This window comes from Povalibacter sp. (assembly GCF_036520495.1).
In the GTDB taxonomy this organism is placed as follows: Bacteria; Pseudomonadota; Gammaproteobacteria; order Steroidobacterales; family Steroidobacteraceae; genus Steroidobacter.
Genome location: NZ_DATDJO010000068.1, coordinates 137565 through 160728, shown reverse-complemented (window position 1 = coordinate 160728; position 23164 = coordinate 137565). Strand labels below are relative to the sequence as shown.

Below are 23164 nucleotides of genomic sequence, written 5' to 3'. Positions count from 1 at the left end.
TCGAGTGCTTCGTCAGAACCGCTCTCGTCATGTGACCGTTGCCGCGGCGATCTTGTCCGCCCATATAGCCGTGATCTATGGGCTGCTCTCTATTGCTCCTCGTCTCGAACTGGGTCTCGAATCCACACCGGTAGCGGTACGCTTTATTTCTGCGCCGGCAACACCGAAGCAGTGGACCCCACCAGAGGTTAAGGTCGTCGTTGCGAACATCATTGCTCCCATACCGGAAGCTCCGTTGATTGAAATCCCGGTGGGACCACCCTCCGAGCAGGCGCTAGGTGTCGCTGTGCGAACTGATGTGGCGCCGACCGAAGGTGACTCGGCGACACCCAGGCTGATTTCGAGTGTCGAGTATCTGCGCGAACCCGTGCCACGCTACCCGCCCGCGTCGCGCAAGCTGAGAGAGCAGGGCCTGGTAATACTAAGAGTGCTTATCGATGAGCACGGTGTCGCATGCAGCATCGAAATCGAAACATCCAGCGGCTTCAGCAGACTGGATCATGCGGCGCGTGAAGCGGTGGAGCGTGCGGCGTTCCGCCCTTATGTGGAAGACGGTTCACCGCGGCGTGCGTCCGTCCTCATTCCCATAGAGTTTTCACTGAACCGCAGTTCAGCGTGACCCTGCAATAATCGTCATATTCCGGTCATTGCGCAGTGCGACAGCACCGTTGTTCAATGACAGCCATTGCGGAACAAATGTTGCCGATAGTCAGTCCTATGGGATCAGCCGTCTGGGATCAGCCGTTGGCAAGCATGTTGAGAGATCAGCGAAAGAGCTGCCTTCGATGCCTGAGCCTTCGGCAAATTCGCAGTCGTCTTGACTCGTTTTGATGCCCTCCCAGCGAGTAACTTGCCAAAGCGGTGCGTGCAAAATTGATGACGACGAATTCAAATTTTGAGGTAACGATTCCTTCTCTCCAGTGCTTGCCTTCCTTCGGGAAACTTTATACCTTGCGCGGCGTTCTGCGGTGTGCGTGGACTGTAATGTCAATCCCTTTAAAGGGATGCGCAGGCATTAAGTCGACCCAATCGACCCGGGGAACGGGACGTATGCGTTAGACGCATATGCGGGCGACACCAAGATAACGGTTACGCATTCAGAATTTACGGGGCTGATTCAGACTCCGTTATTAATCCGAGCGCACAGCATGGCCTACGCACCAGCAGCAACGTCATCTTTCCTCACCCGACGCGGGATCGTCTTCCTGTTAATCGTCGCCCTGCACGCGGCCTTCCTGTGGCTACTTGCAAGCGGTATGTCCCACCGAGTGATCGAAGCGGTGCTTGGTCCGATCGAAACCCGAATCATCGAGGACGCGCCGGTGCCGGAAGATGAACCGCCACCGCCGCCGCCCAAGATCGAAACTCCGCCTCCATTCGTGCCGCCACCTGAAGTGGCGATCGAAGTCCCAATGGACGCTGCGCCGACGACTGCAATTCGTCAGACTACGACGCAGGCTCCAGTTGCGCAGCCACCACCGGCTCCGGCTCCGGTAGCGGTGGCGCGTACGGCGCCGAAGTCAGATGCTCGCCGTCCGCTCACGCAGCCGGAATACCCGCCGTCATCGCGTCGTGCAGGCGAGACCGGCACAGTCGTTCTCGAAGTCTATGTGCTGGAGAACGGACGTGCCGGTGACGTCAGGATCAAGCAGTCCAGCGGCTTCCCGAAGCTCGACGAGGCTGCGGTGCGTGAAGTAAAGCGCTCATGGCGTCTGGTGCCAGGAACAGAGAATGGCAAGCCGACTCCGATGTGGGGTCAGTTCGCTGTTACGTTCAAGCTCACGGATTGACACACGGCATAGTTTTAGCGGTTTCCTAACTCTCAACTCAGGTCACAGGCTTTCTAAGTAGAGGACATTGTTCCATGGCTCCAGCAACATCCAACCAGGTCGCAGAAAACCCCTTTGGCCTTGAGGCGTTCTACAGGCAGCTCGATACAGTCGGCACAGGCGTGCTGTACCTTCTGGTCATCATGTCGCTTGCCTCCTGGTACGTCATTCTCACCAAGTTGTGGGATCAGCGTCGCCTTCGCAAAGACTACGTCGAAGTGCACAAAGGCTTCTGGACCGCCGGCAATCTGCGCGACGGCATCAGCAAGCTCAGCAAGGAAAGTGCATTCAAAATGGTTGCTGAAGACGGCGTCCGCGCTGCCCAGCATCATGAAGGTCGTCTGACGGATCAGATCCCCCTGCACGAATGGATCACGGTCTCGCTGTACCGCTCGACCGACTCGGTCACCAGCCGTATGACCAATGGTCTGTCCCTCCTCGCCACCGTGGGTTCGACTGCACCCTTCGTCGGTCTGTTCGGTACGGTGTGGGGTATCTACAACGCCCTCATCTCGATCAGCTTGGCCGGTCAGGCCAGCCTGGACAAGATCGCCGGCCCGATCGGTGAAGCACTGATCATGACCGCGCTTGGTCTGTTCGTCGCCGTTCCTGCCGTCATGGGCTACAACTGGTTGCTGCGTCGCAATAAGGACATCTCCGAGAAGCTGAAGTACTTCACGGCCGACCTGCATTCCTACCTGGTGAGCGGCGCACGCGTCGAAGGCGCGTCTTCAGGTAGTGCTGCTCGTCCCGCTGCAGGTGCTCCTGCCGCTGGCGCGGTCAGAAAGTAAGGGTTCGTAAACTCCCCTTATTCCGGAGCTGAACGATGAGTGCATTTACGGACCTCAATACACATGTGGACGAAGACGATCGTCCAATGAACGAAATCAACACGACGCCGCTTGTCGACGTCATGTTGGTGTTGCTCATCGTGTTCATGATCACCATTCCGGTGATCACGAAAACGGTTCCGCTCGACTTGCCGCAGGTTCGCAATCAGCCCACGCAGACCAAGCCCGAGAACATCAGCATCGCCGTGAACCGGGATGGCCAGGTGTTCTGGAACGCGGGCCTGGTCGCCGACAACAATGAGCTGTTGAACAGGCTGAAAGAAGTGGCCGTGCTTGTGCCTCAGCCCGAAGTCCATGTTCGCGCGGACCAACGTACCAAGTACGAGTACGTTGGCCGCGTGATCCTGGATGCTCAGCGGGCCGGAATCATGAAGGTTGGCTTCATCACTGAGCCGGACTCAGGCGGTCGTTGACCTGCCTTCAGATAGAAAACCGAGGTAACGACTATGGCAATGAATGTAGGCGGCGGCGAAGAAGGCGCGCCGATGATGGAAATCAACACGACGCCGTTGATCGACGTCATGTTGGTGTTGCTCATCATGTTCATCATCACGCTCCCGGTTATGACGCATGCGGTAAAGCTGGACATGCCGCGTCCAACGCTGAATCCACCGCCTCCGCCCAATGAGGTGCTCGAGCCGATCCGTCTCGATATCGATTGGGACGGTTCGATCATCTGGAATGGTTCGCTCGTGCAGCTTTCGACGCTCGAGGGCTACTTCCAGGTCGAAGCAGCGAAGAATCCTCAGCCGGAGCTCCACGTGCGCCCTGACCGTCGTGCCAATTACGATACGGTGGCCAAGGTGCTGGCGATGGCGCAGCGGAACGGGATGCAGCGAATCGGCTTCGTCGGTAACGAACAATTCCTGAACTGACGTTGCCGGACATTTCCCGACGGGGTGAACTTCTTCACCCCGTCGTTCGTTTCAGGGGCTGTTAAGCATTGAATCGCGAGTATCCACTTGCGATGCCAGATCGCCAGATACAGACAATTTGGGAAGCGCTATGACCCGAGTAAGAAGCATTGCAGCTGCCATCAGCGTAGCTATCGGAATGATCTCCACCGCAACTGTCGTTATGCCAGCGGCTGTACAGGCTGCCGAGCAGGAGAAACCGAAACTCAGTAAGGCTGTTGCCACTCCGCTCGCGGCTGCGCAAAAGGCCATGGCGGCCAAGCAGTGGGACGCAGCGCTCGCTGAAATCAAGAAGGCCCAGTCCGTCGAGAAGCGCACGCCGGCTGAGGACTACCAGATCGACGAATTCCTGGGCTATATCCTCGTCCAGCAGAAAAAGTACGGCCAGGCAGCGCCGGTCTTCGAGCGGATGTTGAATTCGGGATTGGTGCCGGCGGATCAGGTGAACGATCGCACCAAAGCCGTCGCCCAGATGTATTTTCAGGAAAAGGACTATCGCAAGTCCTCCGAGTGGGCCAAGAAGTGGCTCGCCAAGAACCCGGCTTCCGAAGACATGTCCGTGCTCCTCGGCCAGGCTAATTACCTTCTCGAAGACTACAAGGGTGCTGCGACCGTGATGTCCGGCGTCGTTGCGAACGCCGAAAAGGCGGGGCAGGTCCCGAAGGAAAACTACATCCAGATCGTCCTGAGCTCGCAGTTCAAGCTTGATAACAAGGACGGTGTGGCGGAAGCCCTGAAGAAGATGGTTCGCTATCATCCGAAGCCGGAATACTGGGATCAGCTCACTGACGTCTATCGCCGCAAGCAGAATGGCGATCGCGTAACGCTGGGCTACTACCGGCTCATGAGCGACGTCGGTGCTCTCAAGGCCAAGGGTGACTACGTCGAAATGTCGCAGCTCGCAATCGAAGCAGGCGTGCCTGGCGAAGCCGAGCAGACCATGCAGAAGGGCATGGATAGCGGTGTCCTGAAGACCGACGACAAGACCGAGCAGGGTCGTTTCACCCGTCTTTACGACGCGGCGAAGAAGCAGGCGACCGCGGATCGTGCATCGCTGGCTCAGCAGGCCAAGGAAGCTGAGAAGGCTCCCCAGGGTCAGGCAAGTGTCGGCCTGGGTCAGGCGTACATCAGCTACGGCATGTATGACGAAGCAATTGCCGCGATTCAGGCGGGCATCAAGAAGGGCGGCGTCACCGACCTGGACGAAGCCCAGGTCAGCCTCGGACTGGCGCAGATGAAGAAGGGCCAGAAGGATGCTGCCCGTCAGTCGTTCAAGGCCGTCAAGGCCGATGGCAAGTGGGCGGATCTGGCCAGTCTCTGGACGCTCCGCACGTACTCCTGAGCGACGACTCGAGACTCCTTCTCCTGAAAAGCCCGGCTCTCGCCGGGCTTTTCATTTGGGGAACCCTGTCGCGGCCGTTAGAATGCCGGTCCACCGACGGTTTCGACACTGCGCACCCTCGTGACTCAATTCAAAGGTATCCCCATCGTTCTCTCCGCTGACGATCTGCCGGTTCCGGCCGCTCGCAGTGGCGAGAAATACCGCACGCCGCAGGGATTCTCCGCCATCAAGGACGGGATCAAGGCCGCTGCAGGTTCCGATCCTCTGGTGCTCGGCCGCAAGCCACAGTGGCTGCGAGCGCCGATGCCTGCGGGTCCCAAATTCGATGGGGTGCGCGCCTTGGTCAAGGAACACCGACTCGCCACCGTGTGCGAGGAGGCCAAGTGCCCGAACATCGGCGAGTGCTGGAATGCCGGCACGGCAACGATCATGTTGATGGGCGCAGTGTGCACCCGGGCCTGTCGTTTTTGTTCGGTCGATACGGGCAATCCGCGGGGCTGGCTGGATCAGGAAGAGCCGCGCAACAGCGCGCGCACCGTGGAGCTGATGCGTCTGAAGTACGTCGTGCTCACGTCGGTCAACCGCGATGATCTGGACGACGGTGGCGCCGCGCATTTCGCTGCCTGCGTGCGCGAGATCAAGCAGAAAAATCCTGCGACGGCGGTCGAAGCGCTGACTCCGGATTTCCAGGGCAATCTCACGGACGTGGAAACCGTGGTTGGCAGCGGTCTCGAAGTGTTTGCCCAGAATGTCGAGACAGTGCGGCGATTGACGCATCCCGTGCGCGACCCGCGCGCCAGTTACGAGCAGACGCTGAAGGTTCTCCAGCACGCGAAGAAATTCCGTCCTGATGTACTTACGAAGACGAGCCTCATGCTGGGTCTCGGTGAGACAGATGACGAGATCGCCGACACGATGGACGATGTCCGCGCTGCCGGTGTCGACATCCTGACGCTGGGCCAATATTTGCGGCCGACGCCGAATCACCTACCGATCGAGCGCTGGGTCACGCCGGAAGAGTTCGAGCGCTATCGCGAATGGGCGCTGGCGAAAGGATTCCTCGAGTGTGTGTCCGGACCGCTCGTCCGGTCGAGCTACCGCGCGGAGCGGGCGCTGGAGCGCAACAACGCAGGTCTTGGCGACAAGCGGTCAGCGGCGCTCAACAACGGTTGATCCGCAACGTGCAGCCGTCATGACCCTCCGTGCTGTGGCGAGCGATCCAGGTGCTTCCAACGTGCAGATTCGCTGGCTGGGATGCGCGGAGTACGAGCCCACCTGGCGCGACATGCAGTCCTTCACGGACACGCGCACGGACGCCGACGCCGACCAGCTCTGGTTCCTCGCACATCCGCCCGTTTTCACGTTGGGAATGAACGGCAAGCACGAGCATGTGCTCGCGCCGGGTGATATTCCGTTGGTACAGATCGACCGCGGTGGCCAGGTCACTTATCACGGCCCCGGACAGCTCGTCGTCTATCCGCTGATCGATGTCAGAAGACTCGGGATCGGCGTGCGTGATCTAGTCGTCGCGCTCGAGAATGCAGTCATTGCCTTTTGCGCAGAGCGGAACGTTACGGCGCTGGGACGTCGTGATGCGCCTGGTGTCTATGTCAACGAACGCAAACTTGCGAGTATCGGTCTACGGATACGTCGCGGCTGCAGCTATCATGGCCTCGCGCTGAATGTCTCCATGAACCTGGAACCGTTCCGCCGCATCAATCCTTGCGGGCTCGCGGGTCTGCAAGTCACCGATCTCGAGGCGCAGGGAATCGCATTGAGCGTGCAGGACGCTGCCCGCCAGCTGGCACCGCACCTGCTCCGTGAACTGGGTTTATCGGACGCATCGACCTGGGTGTGATCGTCCCGCCGGTTCACGCATCGGCCACGTTTCATCAGTCGGGAAATCGTCATGCGCGCAGTCGTTCTTCGCAGCTACGGACCGCCTCCCCAGATCGGCGTTGAGGACGTTCCGGCTCTGTCCTTGCCGCCTGGCCATGTGAAGCTTCGCGTCCATGCAGTGGGCTTCGGTTTTCCCGACGCGCTGCAGGTCGCTGGCAAGTACCAGGTCAAGCCAGACGTGCCGTTCACCCCCGGCAACGAAACAGCCGGCGTGGTCACGGAGGTCGCCTCGGACATCCTGCATATCCAGCCCGGCGCGCGCGTGCTGGCGATGGCCTCCACCGGCGGTCTGGCCGAAGAATGCGTGGTGAATGCCGCCAATCTGATTCCGCTGCCTGACTCCATGAGCATGAGCGCCGCCGCGGGATTCCTCGTCAACTACGGCACGACTTATCACGCGCTGGTACAACGCGCGAACCTCAAAGCGGGCGAGACCTTGCTCGTGCTGGGCGCTGCAGGTGGTGTAGGCATCACGGCCATCGAAATCGGCAAGGCGCTGGGTGCGCGCGTGCTGGCCGCGGCGAGCTCGGATGAGAAGCTGGCGCTGGCAAAGGAGCGCGGGGCCGATGCGGTGTTCAACTACACGAAGGACACGATCAAATCGAAGGTCATGGAGTTCACGGCGGAGCGCGGTATCGACGTCGTCTACGATCCGGTCGGCGGCGACTACGCCGAACAGTGCGTGCGCAGCATGGCCTGGAACGGTCGTTATCTGGTGATCGGGTTCGCTGGCGGCAAGATCCCGTCGATCCCCCTCAATCTGGCGCTACTGAAGGGCTGCTCACTGGTCGGAGTGTTCTGGGGAGCGCACACGCGGCGCGAGCCCGAGATTCACGCAGCCAATCTGAAGGCGCTGTTCCAGCTCTTCGAGGAGGGCAGGATCAAGCCGCACATCACCGAGATGAATGGCCTGGACAGCTTCACGCAGGCTCTGGATCTGCTGAATGGTCGACGCTCGACTGGCAAGGTCGTCATCCGCGTCGCTTCAAGCGAGGAATGAGCGGAGGAGCGTTTTCACGGGAAACCGCGGAGATATCCCGGTTTCTCGCTCTCCCTACAGCGCCACCAGCACCCGTTCGCAGGATGTGAGGTCCTGGTAGATCGCATCGAGCTGCGCCTTGCTTTGCGCGTTGATCGTGCAGGTGAGGCTCAGGTAGTTGCCATCCTTGCTGGGGCGCTCCTCGATCTTGTCCGGCAGTACCGCCCCCGCGTGTTTCTGCACGATGCCGAGGACCAGGCTGCGAAAATCATCGCTATGCCGTCCCATGACTTTCAGCGGGAAGTCGCAGGGGAACTCGAACAGGGTATCGGTTGGATTCGACATGGGATCTCCCGTCACAGTGCACGCGTGCCGGCGAGCTGAAGACGTGATTGCTCGAACGCCGCGTGGATTTTCTGCCAAAGCGGACCGGGTTTTCCGCTTCCGATGGGGTTGCCGTCGACGCTTGTGATTGGCGCTATGTCGCGCGTTGCTGCCGATATCCACACTTCGTCGGCGGCCAACAGTTCGGCGAGGGCAATGGCGCGGATCTCGACGGGCATCACGCCCGTCGCAAGTTCCAGCGTCGCATCGCGCGTCGTGCCGGGAAGAATGCGATGGCTGTTCGGTGGCGTCACCAGGACGCCATTGCGCACGATGAAGACGCTGGTGGACGCACCTTCCAGCACTTCGCCATCGCGGGTGATGATCGCTTCCTGCGCGCCCGCATCCGCTGCCTGCTGTTTCATCAGCACATTGGCCAGCAACGCGGTGGTCTTGATATCGCATCGCCCCCAACGAAAGTCCTCGACTGTGATCGCGCTGAGTCCCTGTGCGCGTTGTTCGGCGGTGAATGTCGGCAGCTGGGACGCGAGTGCGAACACGGTCGGCCTAACCTGCGCCGGAAACGTATGATTGCGACCGAACTCCATGCCGCGCGTGACCTGCACGTAGACATACATGGTGCCGCCGCCGTTGCGCTCGATCAGAGCTTCGAGCAGCGCCAGCCACTCTTCGTGGGAGTGCGGAGACGGTATGCGGATCTCACTCAGACTGCGCGCCAGCCGATCGAAATGTTCGCGAAACCGGAACATGCGGCCGTCGAACACCGGCAGCACCTCATAGACGCTGTCGCCGAACAGAAAGCCGCGGTCGAGCGGTGAAATCCTTGCCTCCTGCAGGGGCAGGAAATCGCCGTCGAGATAGCAGACCTGAAATGGCATGTCGGAGTCCGTTGGCTCAGTGCATCCAGAGTTTCACGTCGTCGATGATGCGTCCGAAGAAGCCGGCTTCCTGCACTTCCGCGAGCGGATGCAACGCATAGGTGGCAATGGGCCGGCCATTCTGGAGGACGCGCAGCTTGCCGACGGTGCGTGAGGGGGAAAGCGGGGCGAGCAGCGGCTCGGGGACGTCCGCCGCCGCGCTCAGGGTGTTTTCCTGGCCGCGCGGGAAGGTCACATAGACATCCTCGATCACACCTATGCTGGCTTCATCGGCCGCGCCTCTCCAGACGCGGGTAGAGACGACTGTTTCACCGGGAGTGAACAGCCGTCGGGTCTCGAAGAAGCGAAATCCGTAATTCAGCAGCGCCGAGCTCGCGTCTTCGCGCGCGCGGATGTTGGGAGAGCCCATGACCACGGACACGAGTCGCATGTTGTCGCGCTTCGCGGAGGACACCAGGCAGTAGCCTGCGCTTTCGGTGTGGCCGGTTTTGAGTCCGTCGACCGTGGGATCACGGTCGAGCAGGCCGTTGCGGTTGGGCTGCGTAATGTTGTTCCAGGTGAACTGACGCTGCGAATACCACTTGTAGTACTCGGGATATTCGCGGATCAGCGCGGCGGACAGCATGCCGATGTCCCGCGCGGTCGTGTAGTGCTCGGGGCCGGGCATGCCAGGTGAGTTCTGGAAGTGTGTGCTCGACATGCCGAGCTTCTGCGCATACTGGTTCATCAGATCGACGAACACCGGTTCGCTGCCGGCGACATGCTCGGCGAGCGCCACCGTTGCATCGTTACCCGATTGCACGATCATTCCCTGGATCAGATTCTCCACGCTCACCTGCGTGCCCACGTTCACGAACATCCGCGAACCTTCCTGCGAACGTGCGTACGGACTGATCGTGACCATGTCGTGGAGGGTGATGCGACCATCCTTGAGTGCGTGAAAGACCGCATACGCCGTCATCAGCTTTGTGAGGCTGGCGGGCTCCATGCGTTCGTTCTCATTGCTGGCGGCGAGGATCTGGCCGCTGACGTAGTCCATCAGAAAATAGCCGCGAGCCTTCACTTGCGGCGCCGCGGGAATCGGCAGCGGCGCGGTGGTGGCAGGTGGTGCGGCAAGGATATTCGGAAGCTGCGCCGCGACGCTGGTCGTCTGCGTGGGGGTCGAGGAGTCCGAACAGGCGCTGAGGACAAAGGCGGAAGCTGCGATGAAACTCGCCAGCAACGTGCGACGGAGGCATTCGGACATGATCGAGATCACCATTTCTGCTTGAGCTGAGGCCGGGCGGATTCTAACCAGCGCAGTCAGCGGAATGTAGACAAATCCGGCCTGCAAAATGGCGGGACGATGGCGGCAAAATGGCTGAATCCTGGCCGTCGTCAGTCGAGCGCAAGGCGGGCATCGGCGATGCCGAGCGATTTCAGGCGCGCGATGATGCGATCGAATTCGCCCACGGTAGGGATAGGGCCGATGCGGACGCGATACATGGGCTTGCCGTTGATCGCATCGGTCCGCACGAATCCCTTCGAGACACCCTGGGAGCGCAGCTGCGCCACCAGGTTGGCGGCGTTGTTCTCAGCGCTGAACGCTCCTGCCTGCACGTACATCTCGTTGGTAGGCGCGATCTGGGAAGTATCTGTGCCAGGCGTCAGCGCGCGAACTTCGACGAACGTGGTGCCGTCGCGCAGCATGTCGAGCTTGGCGGCTGCGGTGTACGACAGGTCGATGATGCGACTGTCCTTGAACGGGCCGCGATCATTGACCCGCAACACGACACTACGGCCGTTCTTCAGATTGGTCACCTGCACGTAGGACGGCAGCGGCAGGGTCTTGTGGGCCGCCGTCATGGCGTACATGTCGTATGGCTCGCCGTTCGAAGTAGTGGCCTCGTGAAACCCCGGGCCATACCACGACGCTACGCCGCGCTCGAGATAGCCCTCGGCGGTCGGCAATACGAAGTAACGCTTGCCCAGAACGTTGTAGAACGGTGGATTGCCGCGTGCCGAGCGTGGCTCGGGCTTGGGAATGGCATCGGGGATGGCGCCGAGATCCTTCGGCGGTGGCACCGTCGGCGGTGGCACAGGGACATGCTTCGGTTCGCCCGGTGCGCGCGGCGGGCGTGGCGTGGGTGTCGTACAGCCCGCGAGAATGGCCGCGATCAATGCAAGAGCCGATGCGCACCGCAGCGCTGGACGCCAGACTGTCCGGGGTGGATCGTCGTTGGGTCGCATCCCCGCGGCGAAGTGCATTTATCGCGACGCTCCGGCGACGGCGTCGCCAAGATCGTGAACGGCCATCGCGTACATGGTGCTGCGGTTGTAGCGCGTGATGACGTAGAAGTTGTTGAAACCGACGCGGTACACGGGACCGTCCTTGCCTTGCGCGACCACGAGCATCGCAGGCGCGTCGTCAGGCATGCGCGTTTCGAACTGCACGCCTTTGGTCCGCAGCGACTGGACGGTTTCGTTCATGTCGATTTGGTTCGTGTTGAACTGGCTGAGGTCGGTATCTTTCAACGACGCCGCAACGACGACTTCGGCGTTCTTCTGCCAGCCGAAGGCCCGCAGATAGTTGGCCACGCTGCCGATGATGTCGTCCCAGTTCGACCAGAGATCGCGCCGTCCGTCGCCGTCGGCATCGATGGCGTACTTGCGATAGCTGCTCGAAATGAATTGCGGCGAACCCATCGCACCGGCATACGAGCCCAGCGCTGTCAGCGGATCCACTGCCTCTTCGCGAGTCAGGAGCAGGAACTGCTGCAATTCACTGCGGAAGAAGGCGCCGCGCGGCGGATAGTCGAACGCGAGGGTGGCCAGCGCGTCGATGACGCGGAATCTGCCGGTGATTCTGCCGTACGAGGTCTCGACGCCGAGAATACCCAGCACCGTGTTCGCCAGCTGCGGGTCGTCGATCGCCTCGAGACGGTCCGGATGCTCGTCGCGAAAGCGCGTGCCGTACTGGATGCGCAGAGCGTTGATGAACTGCTGCCGGTACTCGTGCCATGGAACGACGCGTTCGGCCGGTCGGCTGATGGCATCGAGAATGTTCTGCCTGGTCTCGGCCCGCGCCAGCAGTGTCGTCAGGTCATCGCGATCGAACTCGTAGTCACGATGCATCTCGTCGATGAATTCGCGCACCTCGCTGCGGTTGCTGTCGAGCGCGAGTGCGGGACTGCTCAGTGCGAGGCACGCAAGAATGGTGGCGGCTGGAGGCGATTGAATCACGTCGTTGGGACAGCGTTGAGGTTCAAAGGTTGCAAGTCATCGACCCACGAGTTTGCGCTTGGCACACAGCGACATGAGGATGCCGAAGCCGGCCATGAGGGTCACCATCGAGGTGCCGCCGTAACTGATCAGCGGCAGGGGGACGCCGACGACGGGCAGGAGTCCCGTCACCATGCCGGCATTCACGAACACGTACACCGCGAAAGTCAGGGCCAGGCTGCCTGCAGCGAGTCGGGAAAATGTGTCCTGTGACTCCGCCGCGAGATACAGCGAGCGACCGATCACGAACAGATACAGCGCGATGATGGTCCCGAGGCCGATGAGACCCCATTCCTCGCCGATCACGGCGAAGATGAAGTCGGTCGAGCTTTCGGGCAGGAACTCGAGCTGCGCCTGGCTGCCATTCAGATAGCCCTTGCCGAACAGGCCACCGGATCCGATCGCAATCTGCGACTGGATGATGTGATAGCCGGAGCCGAGCGGATCGGTCTGCGGATCGAGAAAGGTCAGTACGCGCTGCCGCTGGTAGTCATGCAGCAGATATTCCCAGGCGACATACACCGTTGGAATCAGCAGTGTGACTACACCGGTGATGAGTTTTCCGGAAAGGCCCGCGAGCAGGATGACCATCGCCCCGCCGGCCGCCACCAGCAGCGAGGTACCCAGGTCCGGCTGTTCTGCGATCAGGATCGTCGGTACCAGGATCGCGACGGCGACGATGACCACCGATGCAAAGCTTGGCGGCAACGGCCGTTCGTTGAGATACCAGGCGCAGGCAAGCGGCACCGCAATCTTCATGAGTTCGGACGGCTGGAAGCGCACGAAACCCAGATCGAGCCAGCGCTGCGCACCCATCGCGATGTGGCCCGTTACCATCACGACCAGCAAAAGTATCAGGCCCAGCAAGTAAGCCCACGGCGTCACGCCGCGGATCAGGCGCGGCGGAATCTGCGCGAGCATGACCATCGCCAGCAGAGCCAGCGCGAAGCGCGCGAGCTGGGCTTCGAGCATGCCGAAGCTGCGACCGGAGGCGCTGAAGCCCACGACGATGCCGATGCCGGCGAGCATCGTCAGCGCGATGAACAACGGTCCGTCGAGATGCAGTGCGAACAGCAGGCGTGCCGAACCTGTCAGCGTGCGCTGCGTGCGCGAGGAGTCGAGTGATGAGCCGATTTCCATGGAGTTGCGTCGCTGTCAGTCAGCCCGTGCCGGCCGTGAAGCCGCGCGTTGTGCAGCGGCAGCCGCTGCGGCCTTGCGCTTGGTTTCCTGCTCTTCCCACTGTTCGGGCGTGAGGAGGTAGGAGTCGACGATACGACGAGCGATCGGGCCGGCAAAGGCGCCACCGCCGCCCGGTGCATTTTCGACGACGACGGCGACCGCGATCTTCGGCATGGGAGCGTCGGCGGGCGCGAAAGCGACGAACAACGCATGATCGCGCAGGTGTTCCTGCAGCTCACCGGCCTTGCGCACGCGTTGATTGGCTGCGGCCTTGAAGACCTGTGCGGTGCCGCTTTTGCCGGCGATCTGGTAAGGCAGGTTGACGCTCAGGGCGCGCGCCGTGCCGTAAGGCGCGTTCGTCACGTCGATCATGCCCTTGATCACGACGTCCCAGGCGCCAGGATCGGCCGTCTTGGCCGGCGGGAGCATCACGGGCGGCAGCTTCTTGATCTCGCCGGTTCTCACATTGCGGATGGCGCCGACCAGTCGCGGCTGGAAGCGCTCGCCGCGCGCGGCAATCGTCGCGGTGAAATGCGCGATCTGCAGCGGCGTTGCAGACATGTAGCCCTGGCCGATGCCGACGCTGATCGTATCGCCGGGATACCAGACCTTCATTTCGGGCTGGCGGAAGTTGTTCCGCTTCCAGGCCGTCGACGGCAGGATGCCGGTCTTCTCGCCGGGAATGTCGATTCCGGTCGGCGAACCCATGCCGAACTGCGCAAGGTAGTCGTGAATGTGGTCGATACCCAGCAGGTTGGCGACGTCGTAGAAGTAGACGTCGCACGAGGTGGCGATCGCCTTGCCCATGTCGACGGTGCCATGGCCGCCCTTGTCGAAGTTCCAGTCGCGCCACGGCCGGCTCACGCGCGGCAGACGGAAAAGGCCGCGGCAGAATTCGGTGTGCTGAGGCGTCACGACGCCATACTCCAGCGCTGCGAGCGCCATCAGCGGTTTGATCGTCGAGCCCGGTGGATACACGCCGCGCAATGCGCGGTCGAACATCGGTCGCTCGGGATTGTCGGTGAGCGCGACGTACTGGGCACGGCTGAGTCCGCGCGCGAACAGGTTCGGGTCGAAGGCCGGCGTGCTGACGAAGGCCAGGATGTCGCCGTTGGACGGATCGATGGCGATGGCGGAGGCGCGCTGGCCGCGCAGCGATTCTTCCGCGATCTGTTGAACGTGCTGATCGATCGTCAGGAACAGATCGTTGCCCGCGATCGGCTCCTTGCGCACCAGATCTACCTGGGAGCGGCCGATGCGGTCGACCGAGCGGCCCTGCGCGTTGACCAGCAACTGCTGCAGTCCGGTCGTGCCGTGCAGCTCTTTCTCGTATTGCTTCTCGACGCCGTTCTTGCCGGTCAGCGTGCTGCCAGCGTAGTCGTCTATGTTCAGCGACTTCTTGTCGTCCTCGCTGATCGCACCGACGTAGCCAATGGCATGCACGCTGCTTTCGCCCAGAGGATAGAAGCGCGTGAGTCGCGGTGTGATGTCGACGCCAGGATAGTCGTAACGCCGTGCCGCGAACCGGGCCAGTTCCTCGTCGTTCATCTGCAGCTTGATGGGCACGGCGTCGAAGATGCGACGGCCGCGGATGTCCTTCTTGAGCGCCGGAATGTCGTCCGCATCGATCAGGCCGATGCCGGCCAGTCCCTGCAGCGTTACGTCCAGGTCGGGGACCTGTTCGCGGCGCAGCTCGAGCTGATAGGAGGGCGCATTGGTGGCGAGCGGCACGCCGTTGCGATCGAGGATCAGCCCGCGATTCGGCGGAATCGGCTCGATCTTGATGCGGTTGCCCTGTGACAGATTGACGAAGTAGTCGTACTTGACGACCTGCAGCCAGACCAGGCGGGCGATGACCGCGCAGATGGCCAGAGCAATGAGGATGGCGGCCGCGATTGCGCGCTGGACGAACAAGCGCTGTTCGGCGTGATGATCCTTGATGCGGACGGGACGGGACATAGATGTAAAAACGCTAACTGGCGTACTGGCCAACTGGCCAGCTGGCCAGAGGCGGTGTGGTCTCTTCCGGCCAGCTGGCCAGTTGGCCAATTGGCCGGTTGGCCTCCAGGATCATCGTCTCGCCCTGCTCCAGCTGTCGAGGATACCGACGAGCAGCGGCCACAACAGCGCGCCGGTGACGACGGGAGTCCAGCGCATCCAGTCGGTGACAGCGGGGCCGATGATGCCGTCGATCCAGAAGACGATGAATTCGTACAGCGCCAGCAGCCAGAAGACCGTGAACGTCTGGTGGTAGATGGGATACAGACGCATGCGCAGCTGCAGCTTGTGGGTCAGGTACGCGATGAGCAGGTAGGCGATGGCATGCTGGCCGAAGAGCGGTCCCTGCACCACGTCGATGGCGAAGCCGCACATCCACGCGAACATCAGTCCAGCGATACGCGGGGCGCTCAGCGACCAATAGATGACCAGCAGCAGCAACAGCGGCGGCTTGGCCTGGTTCACCAGTTCGGGCAGCGGTGCGATGGCGAAGATCAGCGCCATCAGAGTCGTGATCGTGATTCGCAGCCCGCTTGATCCACTGTCAGCCATGGCTGCGTTCTTCTTGCGGGATGAGCAGGGCCGGGAGATGCATCATGGAGGTGGCGGTGTCGTGGGTGCGGTCGTTGCCGGCGTTGCAGTCGTCGGCGCAGTCGTTGCAGAAGCGGCGGATTCCACCGAGGGTATCGCTGCGGGTGCGAGCGTGGGGGGCGTAGCGGGCTGCACCGGCAGTGTTGCGGGGTCGACCCACAGCAACAGCACTTCGCGCGAACGGTCGAGCTGCGCAAGGGGGCGCGCTTCGACCACCGCAAAGGTTGCCGACGGGTCGCGCTCGACCTTGGTGATCATGGCCACCGGATAGCCCGCGGGAAAAATTCCGTCGAGGCCGGACGACACCAGCAGATCGTCCGGCTTGACGTCGGACTCGATGGTGAGGAAGGGGAGGGTCAGTCGATTGATATCGCCGCTGCCCACCGCGATGGAGCGGATGCCATTGCGGTTCACCTGCACGGGCGTCGCATGCTCGTCGTCGCTGATCAGAATGACTTCGGCGCCGATGGCATCGACGCGCGTCACCTGGCCCACGATGCCGAAGGCATCGAGAACCGGCTGGCCCTTGAAGACGCCATCCTGGGAGCCTTTGTTGATCCGCACGCGGTGACGGTAAGGGTCGAGGTCCACGCGCATGATCTCGGCAATCAGCGTCCGCTCGCCCATGCCTTGCGAGGCATTGCGGATCGCGCGCAACCGACGGTTCTCTTCAGTCAGCGCATCGAAGCGCAGCAGCTTCACGCGGGCAGCGCGCAATTCTTCCGAGAGTTGCGTGTTCTCGGTTCGCAGGCGGCCGCGATCGGAAAAACCACCTGTCATCCAGTCCCACAACTGCCCGGGCAGTTGCACCACGGCGTAGAGCGGGTTGACCGCGGTGTGCAGCCACGAGCGTGTCACGTCCATGTAGCCGCCGCGATGGTCGAACACCATCAGCGCGATGGATGCTACGGCGAGAACGAAGAAACGGGCTCCGAGCGGTGGTCCTCGACCGATGATCGGGCGACTGTCGGAACTGAGGGTGACCACTGATGAGGCTGCTGGCGGCTGGCTACTGGCCGTTGGCCAGAGAGGAGGGAAGCAGGGCGGTCACTGAGGAACGCCCTGCCATGGAATCACGAGAAGCGATGAATGCCCGGCAATCATTCCAGGTTGAACAGAGCTGGACCGTGCTCGTCGATCAGCTCGAGCATCCGACCGCCGCCGCGGGCAACGCAGGTGAGCGGATCTTCCGACACGACGACAGGCAGGCCGGTTTCCTCCATCAGCAGCTTGTCGATATCGCGCAGCAATGCACCACCGCCCGTAAGGACGATGCCGCGTTCCGCAACGTCGGCGCCGAGTTCGGGCGGCGTCTGTTCGAGTGCGACCTTCACCGCGCCGACGATGCCGGCCAGCGGTTCCTGCAGTGCTTCGAGGATTTCGTTGGAGTTCAGCGTGAAGCTGCGCGGCACGCCTTCCGAGAGATTGCGGCCCTTCACCGAGATTTCGTTGACCTGCTGGCCGGGGTAGGCCGAGCCGATTTCGATCTTGATCTTTTCCGACGTCGCTTCGCCGATGAGGATGCCGTAGTTGCGACGGACGTAATTGATGATCGCGTCGTCGAAGCGGTCGCCGCCGATGCGGACCGACGATGCGTAGACGATGCCGTTCAGGGAAATGACCGCAACTTCAGACGTGCCGCCGCCGATGTCGAGGACCATCGAGCCACGGGCTTCGTGGACCGGCAGACCGGCGCCGACGGCTGCGGCCATGGGTTCTTCGATCAGCCGCACCCAGCGCGCACCGGCGCCTTCTGCTGATTCCTGAATCGCGCGACGCTCGACCTGGGTCGAGCCGTAGGGTACGCAGATCAGAACGCGGGGGCTCGGACGCATCATGCGATTGCCGTGCACCTTCTCGATGAAGTACTGCAGCATCTTTTCCGTGATGGTGAAGTCGGCGATGACGCCGTCCTTCATCGGGCGGATGGCAGTAATGTGTCCCGGCGTGCGGCCGAGCATGTTCTTGGCTTCCTGACCGACGGCCTCGATCTTCTTGCCGGCACGGCCAGGTTCTTCGCGAATGGCAACGACCGACGGCTCGTTCAGAACGATGCCACGACCGCGCACGTAGATCAGAGTGTTTGCAGTACCGAGATCAATCGACAGGTCGTTCGAGAAATAGCCGCGTAGGTTCTTGAACATGGTTGTTGTGCAGGCGAACGACAGGGGCAAAAAAGGTGCGGTACTCTATCAACGGGTAGGAATTTGCACAAGGCGAGGTGTATGATTACGCGCGCTTTTTTCCGGGATTTTTCCCTGTTTTTTGTCCTTCGCGGAAACCGTCAATGAGCCTAACCCGTAAAGACGTCGAGAACATCGCTCATCTCGCGAGACTTGCGATCACGGAAGCCGAGATGCCCGAGTACGTCGACCGATTGTCGAAGATTCTGCACATGGTCGAGCAGCTCGACGCAATCGACACATCGAGCGTCGAGCCGATGGCGCACCCGCTCAAGGGCCAGGTGCAGCGCCTGCGGGCCGATGAAGTCGTCGATAGCGACCAGCGCGAGAAGTACCAGCGCAATGCCGTCCGGGTCGAAGCCGGCCTGTACCTTGTGCCTAAAGTCATCGAATGAGCCTGCCGCTGGACCGCTACAGCGCCCGACCGATCACTGCCAACGCCACTTAGACAATGACAGAACTACACCATCTGACGCTTGCTGAACTTGCCGTGGGCCTCAAGGCGCGCCGGTTTTCGAGCGTGGAGCTGACGCAGCACTTCCTGTCGCGCATCGAGCGCTTCAATCCGGCATTGAATGCCCTGATCACGGTCACGGGCGAGCAGGCTCTGCAGGCCGCGGCGAAGGCGGATCAGCGCCTCGCTTCCGGAGCTGCCACGCCAATGACGGGCCTGCCGATCGCCCACAAAGACATCTTCTGCACGGACGGCGTGCTGACCACCTGCGGTTCGAAAATGCTCTCGAACTTCATTGCGCCGTACGATGCAACGGTCGTCGATCGACTGTCGCAAGCTGGCGTCATCACGCTGGGCAAGGCCAACATGGACGAATTCGCCATGGGCTCGTCGAACGAGACGAGCTGGTATGGCCCGGTGAAGAATCCCTGGGATCTCACGAAAGTCCCCGGTGGCTCGTCAGGCGGCTCCGCTGCCGTCGTCGCCGCTCGCATGGCACCCGCATCGACAGGTACCGACACGGGCGGATCGATTCGCCAGCCCGCCGCGCTGACGTCGCTGACCGGCATCAAGCCAACGTACGGGCGGGTGTCGCGGTACGGAATGATTGCCTTCGCATCGAGCCTGGATCAGGCGGGCACGCTGACGTTGTCGGCCGAGGATGCGGCGATGATGCTCGGCGCCATGGCCGGGTTCGATCCTCGCGATTCGACGAGTGTCGATGCACCCGTCCCGGACTACACGGCCTCACTCGACCAGCCGCTCGCCGGTCTGAAGATCGGCCTGCTCAAGGAATTCTTCGAGAAAGGGCTCGATGAGGCGAACGGCAAACTGGTTCGCGATGCGCTCAAGGTCTACGAGGCGCTGGGTGCGAAACTGGTGGAAGTCAGTCTGCCGAACCTGCCGCTGTCGGTGCCGACCTACTACGTCGTTGCGCCTGCCGAGTGCTCATCGAATCTGTCGCGTTTCGACGGTGTGCGCTTCGGCTATCGCTGCGAGAAGCCGGTGGATCTGCTGGATCTCTACAAGCGCTCGCGAGGCGAGGGCTTCGGTGCCGAGGTCAAGCGCCGCATCATGACGGGCACTTATGTGCTGTCGGCTGGTTACTACGACGCTTACTACCTCAAGGCGCAGAAGATCCGTCGCCTCATCGCCGATGATTTCGAACGCGCCTTCGGCGAAGTCGACGTGCTGATCGGACCGACGTCGCCCACACCGGCCTTCGATATCGGCGCCCAGACCGACGATCCGATCACGATGTACCTCAACGACATCTACACGATCGGCGCGAACCTCGCAGGTCTGCCGGCCATGTCGATTCCCTGCGGCTTTCTCGGCGGATTGCCGGTGGGGTTGCAGATCATCGGGCCGCATTTCGCCGAAGCGAAACTCCTGAATGTGGCGCACCGCTACCAGCAGGAGACGCAGTGGCACAAGCAGATCCCCGCCGGCTACGAGTAGCCGGCGAGGCGCTAGGGCCTAGGCGCTAGGCTCTAGTTCAAGAGGTGAGTTTTTGTTCCTGATCCGACTAGTGCCTGGCGCCTAGTCCCTAGAGCCTAAGAGAACCATGTCCTCTTTCGAAACCGTCATCGGCCTTGAAATCCACGCCCAGCTCGCGACGAAGACCAAGATCTTCTCGAGCGCATCGACCGAATTCGGCGCAGCGCCGAACTCGCAGGCGAACCTCGTCGACCTGGGTTATCCCGGCGTCCTGCCCGTGCTGAACCAGGAAGCGGTGCGCATGGCGACCAAGTTCGGACTGGCGATCGGTGCGACGGTGGCGCAGCGTTCGGTGTTCGCACGCAAGAACTACTTCTATCCCGATCTGCCGAAGGGCTACCAGATCAGCCAGTACGAGAAACCCATCGTCGAGAAGGGGCAGATGGACATCCTGCTGGAAGACGGCACGCTCAAAACGATCGGCATCACCCGCGCGCACCTCGAAGAGGATGCGGGCAAGTCGCTGCACGAGGATTTCCACGGATTCAGCGGCATCGACCTGAATCGCGCCGGCACGCCGTTGCTGGAGATCGTGTCCGAGCCCGACATGCGCTCGGCGCGAGAGGCCATCGCATACCTGAAGAAGATCCACACGCTCGTGCGCTATCTCGAGATCTGCGACGGCAACATGCAGGAAGGTTCGTTCCGTTGCGACGCCAACGTGTCGGTGCGGCCGGTCGGTCAGGAGAAATTCGGCACGCGCTGCGAGATCAAGAACCTCAACTCGTTCCGCTTCATTGAAAAGGCGATCAATTACGAAGTCGTGCGCCAGATCGACATCATCGAAGGCGGCGGCACCATCCGTCAGGAAACGCGTCTGTACGATCCCGACAAGGGCGAGACGCGGGCGTTGCGCTCGAAGGAAGAAGCCAATGACTATCGTTACTTCCCCGATCCGGACCTGCTGCCGGTCGTCGTCGACGCCGCATTCATCGAAGGCGTGCGCAGCACGCTGCCGGAGCTGCCGGACGAGAAGGCCGCGCGTTACATCCAGAAGTTCAGCCTGTCTGCCTACGATGCCGGTGTGCTGACCGCGAGCCGCGAGATGGCGGATTTCTACGAGGCAGTGCTGGCGGCACTCGGCGCCGGCAACGAGAAGCTCGCGGCGAACTGGGTCATGGGCGAACTCTCCGGGGCGCTCAACAAGGACAGCATCGACGTCACTGCATCGCGCATCGACGCCAGCCGCCTCGCCGGTCTGCTGAAGCGCATCGTGGATGAGACGATTTCCGGCAAGATCGCCAAGGAAGTCTTCGAGGCGATGTGGGTCGAAGGGAAGGATGCCGACGCCATCATCGAGGCGAAGGGTCTCAAGCAGATCACCGACACGGGCGCCATCGAGAAGGTCATCGAGGAGATCATGGCGGCCAATCCGAAGCAGCTCGCTGACTATCGTTCGGGCAAGGACAAGCTGTTTGGATTCTTCGTCGGCCAGGTCATGAAAGTGACCGCGGGCAAGGCCAATCCGGCGCAGGTCAATGAGCTGCTGAAGAGCAAGCTGGCGGGCTAGCGAAGAGCGCCGGCTGGTGAGATCGCTCGCCAGCCGGTTTCTGCATCAGAACTTGTACGACAGTCCGAACGACAGCACTGGCCAGTACTTGAGGTCGTCAGCGGTGGCCTGCAATTCGGCCTGCGCGGCGGCAGCGTCGCTTTGATGCTGCCACACAACACCGGATCGACGCCGGCGCTGCAGGTGACTGCAGCCTGATATCAGGGAAGCCGGTGAAGGTGACGCCAAGTCTGCCGTGAATGAGAAGTGGCTGTCCTTGCTCCGGATGCTTGAGTTGCTATTGCGCAAATGAGCAGCGATCCGCGCGGCGCGCTTGCGGAGGGTGGAGATGCTGAGTGCTGGTTGGGGGTTTCCCGCAGCCGTCATTGGCTCTGGAATTGCCACGCCGACGCCCCATAATCATCCTGCCGCTGCGTAGCTCCTGGTTCATTCATGCACGATCGCGACTCACTCCATCGTTTCCTGTTCGAGCATTACCCGATCCGCGGACATATCGTGCATCTCGATGCAGCGTGGCGTGCGCTCCTCGAACATCACGACTATCCCATCGCTATCCGCAAGGCACTCGGGGAGGCAGTGGCCGCTTCCGTGTTGCTGGCGGCGACGCTCAAGTTCGAAGGCACGCTCAGTCTGCAATTGCAGGGCGACGGTCCCATGCACCTGTTGCTGGCCCAGTGTTCGAATGAATTGGGTGTCAGGGCCGTGGCGCGCTATCGCGAGAGTCCGGAAATCACGGATCCCAATGCGGATCTGCTGGCATTGGCAGGCACGGGCAAGCTGATGGTCACGCTCGAGAACGAAGACCTCTCGCAGCGCTATCAGGGCATCGTGCCGCTCGAAAGCGGCGGTCTCACCGCCAGCCTGCAAGGCTACTTCGAGAATTCCGAGCAACTGCCAACGCGCCTGTGGCTGCACGCAGACGACACGGGTGTGTCGGGAATGCTGCTGCAACGGTTGCCGGACGCCAGCTTGTCCTCGCGCGGTGGCCCGGTGCTGGCGGGCGAGACGCGTCCGGATTTCGACGATGCCTGGCATCGCGTGCAGCTGATGGCCGACACCCTCAAGCCGGCCGAGTTGCTCGATCTGAACGACCGGGAGATCCTGCGACGGCTCTTTGCCGAGGATGACGTGCGGATCTTCGACACGTCCCCGGTGTTTTTCCGCTGCCGTTGCTCACGGGAGCGGGTGGTCGGAATGTTGCGGGGTGTCGGGGCGGACGAGATCCGGTCGGTCCTGCAGGAGCGGGGGAGCGTCGAAGTCCGCTGCGATTTCTGCAATCGCGCCTACCAGTTCGATCCGGTGGACATGGAACAGATCTTTGCTGGCGCACCGCCCGGTGGTGCCAGTGCGTCGATTCATTAAGGCCAATAACCACAAGCAGATGAACGGACTGTCCCGGTAATCCGAGAGACAGTCTTTCTTCCTGGTAAACGAGGCATATACCTCTGCGC

23 protein-coding genes are annotated in these 23164 nt (G+C 61.7%); 13 read left to right on the top strand and 10 right to left on the bottom strand.

Translation table 11 applies throughout. The features are described from left to right. The first annotated feature begins 4 nt into the window (after positions 1–4). The 9 genes from VIZ63_RS23955 to VIZ63_RS23915 all read left to right on the top strand — a co-directional run bounded on the left by VIZ63_RS23955 (position 5) and on the right by VIZ63_RS23915 (position 7835). Positions 5–619: a TonB family protein gene (locus VIZ63_RS23955; RefSeq protein WP_331612344.1), complete on the top strand. Its 615-nt coding sequence runs from the start codon at positions 5–7 to the stop codon at positions 617–619. Positions 620–1256: 637 nt separating this feature from the next. Continuing rightward, positions 1257–1790, top strand: a complete 534-nt coding sequence (locus tag VIZ63_RS23950; RefSeq protein ID WP_331612343.1) for an energy transducer TonB — start codon at positions 1257–1259, stop codon at positions 1788–1790. Between the two features lie 74 nt (positions 1791–1864). Next, on the top strand, positions 1865–2620 hold the full coding sequence (locus VIZ63_RS23945; protein ID WP_331612342.1) for a MotA/TolQ/ExbB proton channel family protein: 756 nt from the start codon (positions 1865–1867) through the stop codon (positions 2618–2620). Positions 2621–2655: 35 nt separating this feature from the next. Beyond that, the gene (locus tag VIZ63_RS23940; protein WP_331612341.1) at positions 2656–3093 is read left to right on the top strand and encodes a biopolymer transporter ExbD; all 438 of its coding nucleotides are present in this window, start codon (positions 2656–2658) and stop codon (positions 3091–3093) included. Positions 3094–3126: 33 nt separating this feature from the next. Further along, positions 3127–3555: a biopolymer transporter ExbD gene (locus VIZ63_RS23935; RefSeq protein ID WP_331612340.1), complete on the top strand. Its 429-nt coding sequence runs from the start codon at positions 3127–3129 to the stop codon at positions 3553–3555. 202 nt (positions 3556–3757) lie between these two features. Further along, positions 3758–4936, top strand: coding sequence for a tetratricopeptide repeat protein (locus VIZ63_RS23930; RefSeq protein WP_331612339.1), 1179 nt, complete (start codon positions 3758–3760; stop codon positions 4934–4936). 165 nt (positions 4937–5101) lie between these two features. After that, the gene (gene lipA / locus VIZ63_RS23925) at positions 5102–6109 is read left to right on the top strand and encodes a lipoyl synthase (protein WP_349261268.1); all 1008 of its coding nucleotides are present in this window, start codon (positions 5102–5104) and stop codon (positions 6107–6109) included. Between the two features lie 19 nt (positions 6110–6128). Continuing rightward, positions 6129–6794 (top strand): lipoyl(octanoyl) transferase LipB, encoded by a 666-nt coding sequence (lipB, locus tag VIZ63_RS23920; RefSeq protein WP_331612337.1) that lies wholly within the window; start codon positions 6129–6131, stop codon positions 6792–6794. Positions 6795–6845: 51 nt separating this feature from the next. After that, entirely contained in the window at positions 6846–7835 is a 990-nt protein-coding gene (locus VIZ63_RS23915) for an NADPH:quinone oxidoreductase family protein (RefSeq protein WP_331612336.1), read from the top strand. Between the two features lie 54 nt (positions 7836–7889). Here VIZ63_RS23915 and VIZ63_RS23910 read toward each other — a convergent pair whose 3' ends face one another. The 10 genes from VIZ63_RS23910 to VIZ63_RS23865 all read right to left on the bottom strand — a co-directional run bounded on the left by VIZ63_RS23910 (position 7890) and on the right by VIZ63_RS23865 (position 18210). Continuing rightward, entirely contained in the window at positions 7890–8159 is a 270-nt protein-coding gene (locus tag VIZ63_RS23910) for a DUF493 domain-containing protein (RefSeq protein ID WP_331612335.1), read from the bottom strand. Positions 8160–8170: 11 nt separating this feature from the next. Continuing rightward, entirely contained in the window at positions 8171–9037 is an 867-nt protein-coding gene (locus VIZ63_RS23905; protein WP_331612334.1) for a D-amino acid aminotransferase, read from the bottom strand. Positions 9038–9053: 16 nt separating this feature from the next. Then, entirely contained in the window at positions 9054–10283 is a 1230-nt protein-coding gene (locus VIZ63_RS23900; RefSeq protein WP_331612333.1) for a D-alanyl-D-alanine carboxypeptidase family protein, read from the bottom strand. A 131-nt stretch (positions 10284–10414) separates the two neighbouring features. Beyond that, positions 10415–11116: a septal ring lytic transglycosylase RlpA family protein gene (locus VIZ63_RS23895; protein ID WP_331612332.1), complete on the bottom strand. Its 702-nt coding sequence runs from the start codon at positions 11114–11116 to the stop codon at positions 10415–10417. A gap of 168 nt (positions 11117–11284) precedes the next feature. Beyond that, positions 11285–12259, bottom strand: a complete 975-nt coding sequence (gene mltB, locus VIZ63_RS23890; RefSeq protein WP_331612331.1) for a lytic murein transglycosylase B — start codon at positions 12257–12259, stop codon at positions 11285–11287. A 36-nt stretch (positions 12260–12295) separates the two neighbouring features. Then, positions 12296–13438: a rod shape-determining protein RodA gene (gene rodA / locus VIZ63_RS23885; RefSeq protein ID WP_331612330.1), complete on the bottom strand. Its 1143-nt coding sequence runs from the start codon at positions 13436–13438 to the stop codon at positions 12296–12298. 15 nt (positions 13439–13453) lie between these two features. Next, entirely contained in the window at positions 13454–15436 is a 1983-nt protein-coding gene (mrdA, locus tag VIZ63_RS23880; RefSeq protein WP_331612329.1) for a penicillin-binding protein 2, read from the bottom strand. A gap of 111 nt (positions 15437–15547) precedes the next feature. After that, positions 15548–16027 (bottom strand): rod shape-determining protein MreD, encoded by a 480-nt coding sequence (mreD, locus tag VIZ63_RS23875; protein ID WP_331612328.1) that lies wholly within the window; start codon positions 16025–16027, stop codon positions 15548–15550. A 42-nt stretch (positions 16028–16069) separates the two neighbouring features. Beyond that, entirely contained in the window at positions 16070–17053 is a 984-nt protein-coding gene (mreC, locus tag VIZ63_RS23870) for a rod shape-determining protein MreC (protein WP_331612327.1), read from the bottom strand. 113 nt (positions 17054–17166) lie between these two features. Continuing rightward, positions 17167–18210, bottom strand: a complete 1044-nt coding sequence (locus VIZ63_RS23865; protein WP_331612326.1) for a rod shape-determining protein — start codon at positions 18208–18210, stop codon at positions 17167–17169. A 143-nt stretch (positions 18211–18353) separates the two neighbouring features. Between VIZ63_RS23865 and gatC the strand changes: the two genes are divergently transcribed. From gatC to hslO, 4 genes are all read left to right on the top strand, one after another. Beyond that, on the top strand, positions 18354–18644 hold the full coding sequence (gatC, locus tag VIZ63_RS23860; RefSeq protein WP_331612325.1) for an Asp-tRNA(Asn)/Glu-tRNA(Gln) amidotransferase subunit GatC: 291 nt from the start codon (positions 18354–18356) through the stop codon (positions 18642–18644). A gap of 56 nt (positions 18645–18700) precedes the next feature. Next, positions 18701–20164 carry an Asp-tRNA(Asn)/Glu-tRNA(Gln) amidotransferase subunit GatA gene (gene gatA, locus VIZ63_RS23855; RefSeq protein ID WP_331612324.1) on the top strand — a complete coding sequence of 488 codons (1464 nt, stop codon included), beginning with the start codon at positions 18701–18703 and terminating at the stop codon, positions 20162–20164. Positions 20165–20270: 106 nt separating this feature from the next. Continuing rightward, positions 20271–21713 (top strand): Asp-tRNA(Asn)/Glu-tRNA(Gln) amidotransferase subunit GatB, encoded by a 1443-nt coding sequence (gene gatB, locus VIZ63_RS23850; RefSeq protein ID WP_331612323.1) that lies wholly within the window; start codon positions 20271–20273, stop codon positions 21711–21713. Between the two features lie 432 nt (positions 21714–22145). Further along, a complete protein-coding gene (gene hslO, locus VIZ63_RS23845) occupies positions 22146–23075 on the top strand; it encodes an Hsp33 family molecular chaperone HslO (RefSeq protein ID WP_331612322.1) in 930 nt (309 codons plus the stop codon). Positions 23076–23164 lie beyond the last annotated feature (89 nt).